General features: G+C 54.6%; 8 protein-coding genes and 2 pseudogenes. 8 read left to right on the top strand and 2 right to left on the bottom strand.

Annotated elements, in window-relative coordinates:
• The 3 genes and pseudogenes from CKW18_RS24575 to CKW18_RS24585 all read left to right on the top strand — a co-directional run.
• Positions 1–593: pseudogene (locus CKW18_RS24575) on the top strand (type VI secretion system tip protein VgrG); the annotation flags it as partial.
• Positions 590–1423, top strand: coding sequence for a DUF4123 domain-containing protein (locus CKW18_RS24580; protein WP_170947312.1), 834 nt, complete (start codon positions 590–592; stop codon positions 1421–1423). The pseudogene CKW18_RS24575 and the gene CKW18_RS24580, both read left to right, overlap by 4 nt.
• Positions 1424–1442: 19 nt before the next feature.
• Complete coding sequence (locus CKW18_RS24585; RefSeq protein ID WP_095191167.1) at positions 1443–3935, top strand: LysM domain-containing protein; 2493 nt, start codon at positions 1443–1445, stop codon at positions 3933–3935.
• Positions 3936–3971: 36 nt separating this feature from the next.
• Here CKW18_RS24585 and CKW18_RS24590 read toward each other — a convergent pair whose 3' ends face one another.
• A complete protein-coding gene (locus CKW18_RS24590) occupies positions 3972–4964 on the bottom strand; it encodes an SUMF1/EgtB/PvdO family nonheme iron enzyme (protein ID WP_238156171.1) in 993 nt (330 codons plus the stop codon).
• Here CKW18_RS24590 and tssI point away from each other — a divergent pair.
• The 5 genes and pseudogenes from tssI to CKW18_RS24615 form a co-directional block, all read left to right on the top strand.
• Positions 4965–6266, top strand: a pseudogene (gene tssI, locus CKW18_RS24595) (type VI secretion system tip protein TssI/VgrG); the annotation flags it as partial.
• Positions 6267–7139 (top strand): DUF4123 domain-containing protein, encoded by an 873-nt coding sequence (locus CKW18_RS24600; protein ID WP_095191168.1) that lies wholly within the window; start codon positions 6267–6269, stop codon positions 7137–7139.
• Positions 7136–10558, top strand: coding sequence for a toxin VasX (locus CKW18_RS24605; RefSeq protein WP_095191169.1), 3423 nt, complete (start codon positions 7136–7138; stop codon positions 10556–10558). The genes CKW18_RS24600 and CKW18_RS24605 overlap by 4 nt, the downstream gene beginning before the upstream one ends.
• Entirely contained in the window at positions 10551–11738 is a 1188-nt protein-coding gene (locus tag CKW18_RS24610; protein ID WP_256587094.1) for a DUF6708 domain-containing protein, read from the top strand. The genes CKW18_RS24605 and CKW18_RS24610 overlap by 8 nt, the downstream gene beginning before the upstream one ends.
• Before the next feature lie 6 nt (positions 11739–11744).
• Positions 11745–12962, top strand: a complete 1218-nt coding sequence (locus CKW18_RS24615) for a DUF6708 domain-containing protein (RefSeq protein ID WP_256587095.1) — start codon at positions 11745–11747, stop codon at positions 12960–12962.
• A 39-nt stretch (positions 12963–13001) separates the two neighbouring features.
• Here the strand turns inward: CKW18_RS24615 and CKW18_RS24620 are convergent, their stop codons facing one another.
• The gene (locus tag CKW18_RS24620) at positions 13002–13724 is read right to left on the bottom strand and encodes a tellurite resistance TerB family protein (protein WP_095191171.1); all 723 of its coding nucleotides are present in this window, start codon (positions 13722–13724) and stop codon (positions 13002–13004) included.
• Positions 13725–13780: the final 56 nt, after the last annotated feature.

Genomic DNA, 13780 nt, shown 5'->3' on the forward strand with positions numbered 1-13780 from the left:
GTCAGGAGCAGATCTACCTGCACGCCCAGCGCGACTGGGACGAGAACATCGAGCACGACCAGAAAATCCGCGTCGGCAACGAACGCCACGACACCGTCGAAAAGAACAGCTACACGGAATTCAAAGCAGAAGAACACCACACGGTTTATGCCGATCGTAAAGTTGAGGCGCGGGCCAACGATCACCTGACGGTTGGGGTGAATCAGCACATCAAGATTGGGACTGGGCAGTTCATTGATGCCGGCCAGGAAATCCACCTGAGCAGCGGCATGAAAGTCGTGCTTGAGGCAGGTGCGGAACTGACGCTGGTCGGCGGTGGGAGTTTCATCAAGATCGACGCTGGCGGCGTGACCATGAGCGGGCCAGTGATCAACATGAACTCCGGCGGTGGACCGGGTAGCGGCACGGGCGCTGCGCCTTTGTTGCCGGGGCCGTTGAAGCAGGCGGATGCGGATAAGGCTGGGCAGGTCGTGAAACCCGCCCTCGGCGCCTTCAAGGTTCAGTCAAAAGCTGGTGTGTTGCTACCGACCCCGTCATGTCATCTGGATGCGACAGGTTGCTGCCCTATTCACCAACCGGGTGCGTCTGCATGATTGTCTCCATCGCGTCACCCTTCGAACAGTGTGCCGCATCCGGTGTTATGTGCCTGATTCTGGATCGCAGTTTTGATACGGATCTATTGAACCACCTGTTTCAAGATGAAGCATATTTCCGGCCCGACTGCATTCCACTGTTTACTAACACACCATATGCCGATCTGCAGCCCGCGGGCCCCTATGTGGTTGTGTACCCGGAAAAACAATCAGCAGCGACCTATGCCAGTAAGTTGCTGAAACAGTTCGACGCTGGATGTGTCGCTTGGTTAAAAAGTCCCTCCTTGCTTGATCAGGCTATTGAACACTGGCGCAGCCTGCTGACAGTGCGAACCGATGAACACCCGCTGCAAATGATGCGTTTTTTTGATCCGCGCTGGATGGAGCCATTGCTGCTTTCGCTCAGTGAACCCGAAAAGGCACAGTTCCTCGGGCCATTCAGCGGTCTCGCATGGAGAAACGAGATCGGCTGGCGGTATTACGCCACGTCGCCTCAAAGCCAGAATAATGTGCCTCAGCCTCCCGCTTGGTTGTACTTGAGCCCGGAGCGTCAGGCGTTGATCGAACAGAACCGGTTGAACGTCATAGCGACCCGCTTTGCTAACGACTACCACGAGGTTTTACCCGCAGAAGGCAGCGTCGAGTTCGTTTACCGCCAATTACTGGCCGGAAAAGACCAGGGCTATGACCAAATGGCTGATCAAGAGCGATGGCTCCGTTTAGCCATCCAACGCGGGGACAGCTTCTGGGATAACACCCCCGCCGCCGAATTGCTGGCACGTGACGACATCGCACTGGGCGATAAGCTGACTCAACTGGAAAGTCTGTAAATCACAAGGACGACGAGCAATGAGCAACACCTACACCGTTAAGAGCGGCGACACTCTTGGCAGCATTGCCGCCGCCAACAAATGCTCTGTGGCTGATCTGCGGGCCCTGAATCCGATCATTACCGACCCCAACCACATCAAGACCGGCTGGGCGTTGAAGTTGCCCGCGGCCAAGAGCCTGCCACCGCCCAAGCACGCCGATAACCAGAGCACGACGGCCGTCAAAGGTGCCATCGAGTGCAAGGACGAACTGGTCGATATCATCCATATCACTGGTGAAAAGCACTTCTACATATTGACGGAAAAAGAGTCGAATGCGCTCAAGCAGCAAAGCGACATCGTCAAAAAGCTAATGGACGAATTGCACCAGAATCTGGCCAAGGCGACCGAGGCAAGCCAATGCGCAAAGATTCAAGACCCCAAGGCCGGCTGCTCTTGTACGCGCTGCGTGAAAGACGTATGGAACGCCAAGGCTGAAGAAGCCGGCCTGCTGCAGCGCTCCCCTCCCGTGGCGGCAAAACCGAAACCTGTCATCGAGCGCAAGGAAGATCTGCAGGGCCAACTGGCAACCGTGCAACAGGCTCGTGACTGGTATAGCCGTTACACGCCCCAGCCGGCCTTTGAAGGCAACTATCTGGAAACCAACTGGGAAGGCTTGCGAGACAAAAAAGTCGCCGAACTGAATGCGGAGATTCAATCTCTGCGTACCCGGATAGCTGCACAAGGCAAGGCCGAAGCCGGCGACAGCTCCACCAGTGCCAACAGTGCCGCACCGGACGTCAAGCATGGCAAGGGACAGGAGAAGGGCAAGCAGGTAAAGATCGGCATTACCACAGTCGAATACATTTCCTTCCGCGACCCGACCCGTCGTCACTACATTTCGTCACTCTCTCGAGAGCAGTTCAGTTGGAGCGTCAAGGTTCCTACTGAAGTGATGCAAGGCAAGCCGTTCGATAAAAATCTTGCCAAAACTCTGATCAAGGATATCCGGACGGCTGTTTCCGATGGCCGCAAAACCAGCCCGCTCGGAAGTCTAGAAGCCAAGCTCACCTCATGGACAAGCAAAGAGGACAACCTGCTCAATGCGCTGCACAAAGAGTGCTCCTGGACGTCCAACGAGGCGGACTCGGCCATATATGCAGTCTCCGCTGAAGCTCACGCCTTTCGTTTTGCTGCCACAGCCAGTGCCGGGATCAACAGTTGGGAGCCAGGTAAGGGCAATATCGAGGTCGGCGTAAAAGGCAGCGCAGCGATCTCATTGGCGGAAGGCTCCGTAGCGATGAAGGGCTACTTTCCCGACCAGGGTGGATACGTGGTGCGCATGCCGTACCGCAATGCCGAAGGCAAGGAAGTCGTCAGCGATATCGGCATCTTCCGCCTCGAAGGCAAAGTGGAGTTGTCATGCTTCGTCGGCGCCACCGCGCAAGGTCAGGCAGGCGTCAAAGCACAGTACAAACCGAAAGAGGCTGAAGCGTCTGGTGCCACCGCGTTGCTAAGCACGCCTGACATTGCTGTCGACAAAAAACGCGGTGGCAGCCTTGGCCTTAAAGGTAATGCCTTCGCCGGCGTGCAAGGCGGCGGCACTGTTACCGGCACGTTGAAGTGGCTTGACTCAACTAAACAAGGGGTCGGAAAAATCGTCGCAGGACAGGCAAACGACAGCGGCAGTACGGATTGGTCGAGTCTGGTGGAGATCAAGGCAGAAGGTAATGCGGCACTGGGTATTGGGGCGGGTTTTGATTTTGGGATTGAAATTACCGATAACCGTTTGGCAATAAACTGCAAAGCCAGCTTGGTTTTCGGGCCTGGTGCAGGTGGTGGTTTTGGTACAACGGTTGATATCGAGAAGATCGGTGATTTGATCTATGTGTTCTGCAATGCTCTATCGAAAGCCGACTTTCATTACCAGTTAGCTGTAACTGAAGAAGCATTCAAATATATGGCGAGAGGCCTTTTTCAGATTATGAGCCAGCCCGGAGACACCATAGGTAAAGCATTTACGGACAATGCCAACGACATGAGGCTCTGGTGGAAAAAACGGATCGCAACTAAGCAAGAAGCTCAGAATATCGCTGCTTACCTACTCAAAAACAAAACCATCAAGGTAAATACCAAAAGTATCCCTATCAGCCTTTTACCTCCAGAAACAGTCGGACCGATAATCTACCTTCTGACTGAAAGCTTTGTAGAGAGCTGGGCAGAAGAGCAAGAAGAAGCAGTAGTATTTTTACTTTCTCACATTCGCACTTGGCGACATTTCATTCATGTATTAGAACACTGTTCCAGCGACGGAAAGAAAGTTGACGCAATGCGTAGCCTGAATCGCATCAACGCCCTGCTCGACGGGCATGAGCAATTGCAATTCAACAAATTCACTAAATCACTTGCCGTCAACAATGATACAGCAACTGAAAAAACAGCATTGATTGCCTGGCAACCAAGTCAGACATGGAGAAAAGAAAAGACATTACTGGCAGCCCAAAGAAGTGGGCTATTTGACAGAATAGCTTAAAAATGAAGGCGCCGAAGACGCCTTCATCCTGAACTATTAAAGCGGCTTGCTGGACTGAATTGCACACCTAAAACTTGTGTCGCTTGAATGATATTTTTGAACTAGCTCTTCTGGCCAGCGACGGACGAGAGGGGCTGCGGATAAAGGGGCTTCCAACGTTGTAGACCCTCTTCTGACCTTTTTTTGGCCAGTTACCGGCCCTTGGGGATCTTCTATGGGAGAAATTTTGTAATAGTCTTCCGAGTACCAGTCATTTACCCAATCAGTGGAATTACCAGCCATACCATATAACCCCAAAGGATTTGGTGCAAAGCGATTCACTGGAAAATTCCCCTCTTCATTTTCAAAAGGGAAATTCTTACCGAAATCAAGACTTCCAGTATCGGTAGGAAACAGGATGTGCTGGCCACGATTGCGGGCCGCGAACTCCCACTGCGCCTCTGTCGGCAAGTCCACTTCGTAACCGCTTAAAGATCCAATCCACGTGCAATAATCTTTTGCCTCCTGCCAGCTTTGAGTTGGCGCTGGAAGATTAGGCAAGTAAAGCTCTTTTAGATCTTCACGTTTTCGATCTTCTCCATCATAAAGAGGTTTACCGTTAGCCACGAAAAAAAGGTCGAAATCCGCCAACGTAGCCTGATACTTTGAGAGATAGTAACTGCTCAACTTCACCGGATGAACAAAATCATCATTGCCTTTGCTACTAATATTACAGAGCTGCTCCGGCTCCTGCCCACAAGGCCAGGTACAAACATCTTTTTCATCGTACTCACAAATCCAGCCAAAGTCGCCCATATCAAACTGGCCACCTTCGACAAACACCATGTTATCGATCGACTGTACAACCGTACTGAGCACCTTATAGCGCAACTCGCTGGAAATGCCCGGGTATTTTGTCTTGATAGTCGTCGCAATCGACGCAACTTTCTCCGGAGTCAGACTCTTGCTGCTCGGCAACGGGCCGGACTCGGCTTCACAACCTACCAGCAGCATGATGAAAGGAAGGACGAGTAAAGACTGACGTAACACGAGCAATATCCTTATAAGATGCGTCAAAGAGTAACCTTACCATCCCGTGCCAAGACTACAAAACCCTCGACCATTCACCGCAGCGACTTCCAACTGGCCGAAGGCAAAAGCGATCAACCGTTGCTGGTCAGCGGCCATTTCCTCGCCCTGACGCAACACCCGAAAGCCAAATGGAACGACCTCTGGTTGCTGACTGAAGTGCTGCACGAAGGTAAACAGCCGCAAGTGCTGGAAGAGTCGGTGACCAGCGACACCACCGCGCTCAAAGACGATTTCCACCAGGGCTACCGCAACCGCTTCCAGGCCACCCCGTGGGACGTGCCCAACCGCCCGCCGCTGCGCCATCCAAAACCGCGCATCCTCGGCAGCCAGAGCGCCGTGGTCACCGGCCCGAAAGGCGAAGAGATCCACTGCGACCAGTACGGACGCGTCAAAGTCCAGTTCCACTGGGACCGCGAAGGCCAGGCCGACGACAAAACCAGTTGCTGGCTGCGCGTCTCATCCGCCTGGGCCGGCGCCCAGTACGGCGGCATCGCCATCCCGCGCATCGGCATGGAAGTGCTGGTCACCTTCCTTGAAGGTGACCCCGATCAACCGCTGATCAGCGGCTGCCTGTACCACAAGGAAAACACCGCCCCCTACGAACTGCCGGCGAACAAAACCCGCAGCACCTTCAAGACCCTGAGCTCGATGGGTGGCGGCGGTTACAACGAACTGCGCATCGAAGACAAGAAAGGTCAGGAGCAGATTTACCTGCACGCCCAGCGCGACTGGGATGAAAATATCGAGCACGACCAGAAGATCCGCGTCGGCAACGAACGCCACGACACCGTTGAAAAGAACAGCTACACGGAATTCAAAGCCGAAGAACACCACACGGTTTATGCCGATCGCAAAGTCGAAGCGCGGGCGAATGATCACCTGACCGTGGGCGTGAATCAGCACATCAAGATTGGGACTGGGCAGTTCATTGATGCGGGGCAGGAAATCCACCTCAGCAGCGGCATGAAAGTGGTGATGGAAGCCGGCGCTGAACTGACGCTCATTGGCGGTGGTAGTTTTATCAAGATCGACGCCGGCGGCGTGACCATGAGCGGGCCAGTGATCAACATGAACTCCGGCGGTGGACCGGGTAGCGGCACGGGCGCTGCGCCTTTGTTGCCGGGGCCGTTGAAGCAGGCGGATGCGGATAAGGCCGGGCTGTTGCTGGTGCCGGCGCAGCGGCAGGCGTTGATGCAGAAGAAGCCGATTTGTGCGGTGTGTGAAGCCGCCAAACTGGCCGCGCAAAAGGAGGCACAGTAAATGATCGAACTACCGCCGCTCCCGAGTGATCTGCCATGGAAAACCCCAGCCTATCTGCTGCTGGATGGCGTCAGTGTTCCCAACCTCGCGCAGCAATTGTTTCAGTGGGACAACCAAGCCTACAGCCTGTACCAGTCCACTCGCTGGCAGGAGCTGGCAGATATCTCGCCCTATTTGATTGCTCTCAAAGGCGCCAACGATCCGCTATTGGCGTACTTCACAGAGCATGCATCCGAGGAGTGGGGTTATCTGCTTTTCAGCGACGTCGATGCGCATGCGTTATGGGACCATTGGCGCCACTTGCTAAGCGTGGAACATCCGAGCGGCGTGGAAGTCATGCCACGCATTGCGGATTCGGCGGTCATGCATCAGCTATTTGGGCTGGCCGAAAAAAACAGCAGCGCGCGCTGGTTCGGCCCGGTCAGCCATGTCTGCCTGCCGGACGGAGTAGCAATCAACTGGCAGCAACACACGCGCCCGCAACCCGCCATTGCTGAACCCGAGACCTACCGTTTAACGGATCAAGAACTCACCGCGCTGGGCGAAGTCGAGTTTCGTAATTTCGTCTCAGGTCTCGCTGAACACTTGCACACCTACTTTGCGGACTTCATGGCAACTTTTGCACCTGAAGATCGACGCCCGTATGCGCAAGCACTCGCGGATGATGCTTATCAAAAGGGTTTCGCCTCCGAACAGGAAATCACCCTCTACGCGAACGTTTACGGTTACCTGGCCGGTGAGCCACTCACTGATCATCCCGACATCGTTCAGCTACTGACGCAATCGTCACTTGAAGCACCATTGAAACGCGTGGAACGCGCTGCAGAACTGGCCGAACGCCGTGCCGCCGATCGACAAGGAAGCCTATCGTGACCACTCATCAAACACCAAAACCCAGTGCCAACACTGCCGCGATGGCCAAGCCGTCCAAGGACACTCGCGTGCCGATGGGCGTATGCCCGCTGATGAACAAGAAGGTGCAGCTGCTGCCACTGCGCTACGGCCTGGTTCAGTACCTTGACCCGGCTTCCGAGCTGTCGATGCCGTACAAAACCAAGAGCCAGCCGCTGGGCATTCGCTTGCTGCGCGACGGTTATCTGTACATCGTCAATGGCACCACCGGTTACCTGCACGAATACCGCATCGAGAAAGGCCAGATCGCCAAACTGCTGTGGAACAGTCAGGAAGTGTCGGGCGACACCCGAACCAGTTCTGTCGGTGAACCGCATCTGGTATTCACGCGCCAACACACCTTGTACGCCAGCTATTCCGAGATTCAGTGGACGGCCTTCAAATGCTCGCAAGTGCTCAAGTCCAAGGATGAACGCAAGCGCTTGATGCAGCAGCTCGAACTGGCAAGCGCCTGCCCGGAAAAGGGTGGCGAGCATTTGTTGAGCAAGCAGCAGGCGGAGAGTTGGCTGGCGGAGGTGAAGGAAGATCAATCTCGATCCGACGCCAAACCAGAGGGTTCGAATCCACAGGAAAGCGTGGCCTATCACTGGGAGGATCAACCACTATTCAAGCAAACCGCCATCGAAAGTCTGACCAGCAACCTGCAAGGCCCGTACAAGGATGATTACCTGTTTCTGGTGCTGCGTGACGACATTGGTGTGATGCGTGATCTGGCCAGTGCGCAGTTGAAAGTGGCGGACTGGATTGAGCAATGGAGCTCAGATGACCAGTGCCAGGCGCAGTACCTCACCGGTTCATATATCCAGTCCTTGTACGACGTCAACAGTTCGCGCCTTGAGGCGCTGAGTCAATCCGACCCAGCGATCAAGGCCTTAAAGGATGAGACCAACGAAGAACAACAATCGAAGATCTACGAGTTTCTGAAAGTACGTCGCGATCACAAGTATCCGGGCCCGTTCGGTACAGAAGAACATTGGCGAAGAGCCGCGAAAGTCAACGTCTACGCCCGCGCCTACGTGGATATGACGGACTCTCTTGGGCAAGAGCTTCATCGCAAGCATTACGAAACGATCAACAAACTCAGCTTGCAGAGTTGGCAGACACTGCACGGTAAAGAACTTGGCCAGCGTGGCATTGACGACCTGATCAACAGGCCTGAAATGGAAGCCTTTGTCATAAAGCAGCAAATGCTGCTCAGTCACTGGCACACCCGCCTGCAGAATATCCGTGACGACCGCCTCGCGATGTTTACCAGTGGCTACTTCCACGGCGCCGCCTGGTATTACGATTTCAAACTAGATGCGCAAATCAAGCATCGTCTGGAAACCGAATTCGTCTGTGTCGCTGCCATGTGTGCAGATCCTGCCGCAGTCGCAAAACTTGCGGCCTACATGGAAGCCAATCTGCTGACCGTAGTGCCCGGGCTCGACACCCTGACCCTGGCCGCACAAGTCGACGTAGCCAAAAAACTTGCGGACTTGAGCAGTTTCTCGATCAACGTGATCTCCGCCAAGGAGAACCTGGCCAACGTCAACGTGCTGACCAATCAGTTCCACAGCCTGATGACCGAGCGCCTGCCCAACTTCGCCAAATTGAACACTCAGTTCATGGGCATGCAAAGCATGCTGGACGAAGCCTACAACCCGGCTCGGCAGATGAGAATTGCCGACCAGCTGGACAAGGCTCACGACGCCTTCGCGCGCGCGCAGACCATCGACCCCAACAGCTACATCCGCAAGATCGGCGCGCCGGCGCGATTGCAGTTGTTGCGCGAATTCTCCCGCCAAGGGCTGACCTTACGTGGGGCATCCGCCGCTGAAATCAAAGCGTTCAACGTAGCCCGAGATCAGGCGCTGGAACTGCGCAGTCAGTTGAAGGAAAACTACAAGCTGCGCAATCGCGAATTGTCTCTGCAATCCAGCGGATCGGGCAATCCGGACAGACTAGTGCACTACAACCAACGAATAACCCAAATCAAAAGCTCGCTTCTGCCATTGGAAGAAAGGCTCAGCGACGCCTTGACGGTAGGCGCCGACGGTCCGGCAAAAATCGGTACGGTGATCGACGGACTGGACCCGCAGTTGCGCGCCGAGATGGGCAGGACGGTACGAGACTTCCGCGCTACGGGGACTTTTAACAAGCCGCTCGCGGGGGCCATGAAGTCGAAGGGGGATGGGATTGCGTTTGCGTTGTTTGTGATTCAGGGGCAGAAGTTTATTGAGGCAATTCGTGATTTTGGCAAAAAACCTAATCAATCTTTAGCAGACTGGTTAGCTGCAGGGGAATCCCTAGTCGGCATGTCCGCTGCCGGATTTGCAATGGTGCAAGGTCTATCGGTAACAATATTTCAGGCTCACATCGAGCAAATGGAGAGTGCCGCAGGAAAATTGAATACGATGAGCCGCTTAGGCCGCTGGAGTGGTCTTGCCGGATTTGGGGCCTTTTTGTTTGGAGGAATAGCGGCTGCATTTGACTTGGGTAAACACTCTCTGCAATGGGGTAAAGCTCTAGCTGAAGGCGACTACAAAGGTTTGGGCGCCACCACACTACAAATAACTGGTGATGCCGTTCTGGTCGGCACCAACACATGGGCTGCTAAACATACGGGCTCAGTCGTTAAGAACATTATGCACACACCGACGGAGCTGCGGGCGTTGGCATGGGCCGAAGCGAGTCCCAGACTCTTAGCCATAGGCGTGCGCGCCAATCTGATAGGATTGATCGCGACCGCCCTGCAACTAGTGGGTGAAGGTCTTTACAACTATTTCAACATTGACGATCTGCAAAAATGGATGGAAAGCAGTGTCTGGGGTAATAAGAGTAAGCATCGCAACGTACAGGACGAATGGAACGAACTCGCCAAAGTCGTGCAAAAACCGACCTGCGAGTTGATTCGTGATGACAAGCACACCTATGTGAAAGTAGTAATGCCTGGAGTTAAAACCCTGGAAATGGACAGCCGGAAATTGCAGCTGCAGGCTTACCAGCAGTGTCGCGACACTCCTAAATACAGAGGAGGCTACAGTCCCGGCCCATTCCCGCTACGCTGGCAGGAATGCACCGCAACCTGGGCCACTCGCTTCATCGTTGCCAGTACACCCAAAGAGGCACTAACACTCCACCTGCCAATCAGTGATTCGTTGCAAACCACGGATTTCGCACTGGCGTTCAACATTGCTTACCAATTGGAAGCTGAACGCGATGTCCTGCACCAAACCTGCTTTGTAATACGTGATCTCCACATCATCAATACGCACGGTGTACGAATTATGACCAAGGGAGCCTACAAGGTCGAGCCAGTAGAAAAACTACCGATTGGAACAGGCAACGCCCAGTTCAAGCTTTTCAAAAAAGAAGACTTGGCGACTATCGATGTTTAATAAATTATTCAAACGTAAAAACAAATTGGTATCCACTGAAACGGTACCAGACATCCGCAGCCAGCGTCCCCGGGTAGGAGAGATCCGAACCACGGGACTCAATGAAACCTTGTTTCTTTCGCCTCTACCGGTTTACACAGGGCAAACACAATCATCACGGCGCAATTTTTCCGAGATGAATGAAGCCTTCCTCGAACTAGGAGGAAGTAATTGGGGAACGGTTGAGCAGGGAAAAATATTAGCGGCTGGAATTTGGATGCTTTTGTTTCTCGCTTTCATTGCTCCAGCAATTATCGTTTTGTATGGGATGCTCTCCTTCCCTGAAAATTTTCCGAATCCGTTGAGGGATTTGGTAATGGGTGTGCAGGTATTCTCAGGCTTTGCGCTCTTGGGAGTTCTTCCATTAGGCGCGTATATCTACGGAATGTTCTCCGGCGTCTTCAAAGCAGCAAAAACCTACCCCGTCCGCTTCAACCGTCAACGCCGTGAAGTCTGCTACGTCGACAGCAAAACCCAGCGCGTCCTGATCGTGCCTTGGGAAAGCGTCGTCGCCTGGGTCTCCAACACCCAAGGCGTCACCAGTTACGGCGCCACTCGCCAATACACGTTCGGCATGGGTCTGGAGGATGATGAACAGGACAAAGTGCAGTTCCTCCTGCTGCCACAGCCCAGTGACGCACACGCTCTGGGAATGTGGACGTCGATTCGCAATTACATGGAAGACGGTCAATTGGTCGATGTTCCAAACCCGATGCTCAAAGCACTGGGTTTGATTCCCACCGGGAATCGGCTAAAGCCGTACGAAGGGCTGCACACCTTTGATATCGAACGCGAAGACGCACGCGCGATGGGTTCGCTGGACGAGGGCGGCGACGAACTGACGCCCGAGCAACGCGAGCACTACGGTTACTCGAAAAAATCCTATTGGCCACTGCGTCGCTGGTACATGTGGCGCGTACTGAGCTTCTGGAAAATGCCTTACATGCTCGCCGAATGGGCGCATCGCAAGGGCCGACCGCGCCTTCCGGAACAAGTGCAAACATGGTCTCAGCCGTTGCCACCGGAGCAATGGGCCAAGCCCAGCGCTGCATTGGTAAAAGCCAATCAAATGGTCAAGACCGCCATGGACAAGAAAGGCGCAACGTTTGTCGAAGCCTGTAAAGCGGCGGGTTTGCATTGATGAAGTGTGAGCAAACAGGTTCGTCTGCTGCCGATGTTTAGGAGACTGTTCAAACGGAAAGGCGAGCCTGCAGAGGTAGTAGCCGAACCGGACATTCGCAACCAACGCCCTCGCACTGGTGAGATTCGCACGCGTGGCATGGATGAAACCCTGTTTCTCTCGCCTCTACCGGTTTACACAGGCCAGCCCCAATCATCGCGGCGCAATTTCTCAGAAATGAACGATAGTTTTCTAGAGCTAGGGGGTAACAATTGGGGAATGGTCGAGCAAGGAAAAATCTTGGCGGCTGGAATATGGATGATGATAAGCACGGCGTTCATAGCACCTGTACTTATATCCATCTGGCTCTGTACCTTTCAGCCGCCCGGTATTGATCGAGATTTTCTCGAGACGGTTACAGGCTTTCTGCAGGTCTTTGCCACAGGATCACTCCTACTGCTTATTCCACTGGGCGCTTACGCTTACGGAATGCTCTCCGGCGTCTTCAAAGCAGCAAAAACTTACCCCGTCCGCTTTAACCGTCAACGCCGCGAAGTCTGCTACGTCGACAGCAAAACCCATCGTGTATTGATCACTCCTTGGGAACGCGTCGTCGCCTGGGTCTCCAACACGCAAGGCATCACCAGCTACGGAGCCACCCGGCAGTACACTTTTGGTATGGGTCTGGAAGATGACGAACAGGACAAAGTGCAATTTCTGCTGCTGCAACAGGCCAGTGATGCACACGCCTTGGGAATGTGGGCATCCATTCGCAATTACATGGAAGACGGTCAACTCGTTGATGTCCCGAATCCAATGCTAAAAGCGCTGGGGCTGGTGCCGACCGGGGATCGACTAAGGCCGTATGAAGGGCTGCACAGCTTTGAAATAGAGCGTGAAGATGCGCGTGCGATGGGGTCTCTGGACGATGGCGGGGACGACCTGACGCCTGAACAGCGCGAGCAATATGGATACTCCAAACGATCCCGTTGGCCGCTTCGCCGCTGGTACGTCTGGCGCGTACTGAGCTTCTGGAAAATGCCTTACATACTCGCCGAATGGGCGCATCGCAAGGGCCGGCCTACGCTTCCGGAACAAGTGCAAAAATGGTCTCAGCCTTTACCGCCAGAGCAATGGGCAAAGCCCAGCGCTGCATTGGTGAAAGCCAATCAAATGGTCAAGACCGCCATGGACAAGAAAGGCGCTACGTTCGTCGAAGCCTGCAAGGCCGCTGGATTGCACTGAGGCATCCGCGCCAGCAGCGCTCGCAGGCAACAACGGAAATCAGACTGTAGCCTGCCGCACCTGCTTCTCCAGCTCCACCTTCAACCCCGGCTCCAGCTTCAACTGCCGCGCCAGTTCATCCAGATAGCTTTTCTCCATGAAATTCTCCTCATCCACCAACATCACACTGGCGATGTACATTTCTGCCGCCATCTCCGGCGTACTCGCGGCGCGGGCGACGTCGGTCGGGTCGAGGGGCTTGTTGAGTTCGGCGTGCAGCCAGTGCTGCAGTTCCTGGTCGTTGTCGAGTTTGGTGAATTCGCCTTCGATCAGTTCGCGTTCGCGGTCATCGATGTGGCCGTCGGCCTTCGCGGCAGCGACCAGCGCCTTGAGAATGGCCTGGCTGTGTTGCTCGGCTTGTGCCGGTGGCAAACGGTCGAGGGTCTGCGGTTCGCGTTGTGGGGCGGTGCCCTTTTGCGCGTTGTAGTTGCCGTAAGCCTTGTACGCCAGTACACCAAGCGCCGCGAGGCCGCCATAAATCGCGACTTTACCGCCGACCTTGCGCACTTTCTTGTTACCAAGAAGCAAGCCCATCGCGCCAGCCGCCAATGCACCGCCACCTGCACCTGACAGCAGACTGCCGAGGCCACCGGAGCCTGTAGCGCCGCCGAGCAAACCGCCCAAGCTACCACCAGCCGTTTTGTTCTGCGCTCCGCCAGCCTTGTTCTGCAACAGATCCTGGCCAGACTTGAGCAGTTGATCGAGCAATCCACGGGTGTTCATGTTCCGCCTCCAAAACAGGGGTTATCCGGATCTATAAGGCCTCCAGCCTAGTTCGA

The organism is Pseudomonas sp. Irchel 3E19, assembly GCF_900187585.1.
Taxonomy (GTDB): Bacteria; Pseudomonadota; Gammaproteobacteria; order Pseudomonadales; family Pseudomonadaceae; genus Aquipseudomonas; species Aquipseudomonas baetica.

Excerpts from the sequence above, each read along its gene's own strand:
- CKW18_RS24585 (WP_095191167.1), top strand. The coding sequence starts at position 1,443 with ATGAGCAACACCTACACCGTTAAGAGCGGCGACACTCTTGGCAGCATT.
- CKW18_RS24620 (WP_095191171.1), bottom strand. The coding sequence starts at position 13,724 with ATGAACACCCGTGGATTGCTCGATCAACTGCTCAAGTCTGGCCAGGAT.
- CKW18_RS24610 (WP_256587094.1), top strand. The coding sequence starts at position 10,551 with ATGTTTAATAAATTATTCAAACGTAAAAACAAATTGGTATCCACTGAA.
- CKW18_RS24600 (WP_095191168.1), top strand. The coding sequence starts at position 6,267 with ATGATCGAACTACCGCCGCTCCCGAGTGATCTGCCATGGAAAACCCCA.
- CKW18_RS24580 (WP_170947312.1), top strand. The coding sequence starts at position 590 with ATGATTGTCTCCATCGCGTCACCCTTCGAACAGTGTGCCGCATCCGGT.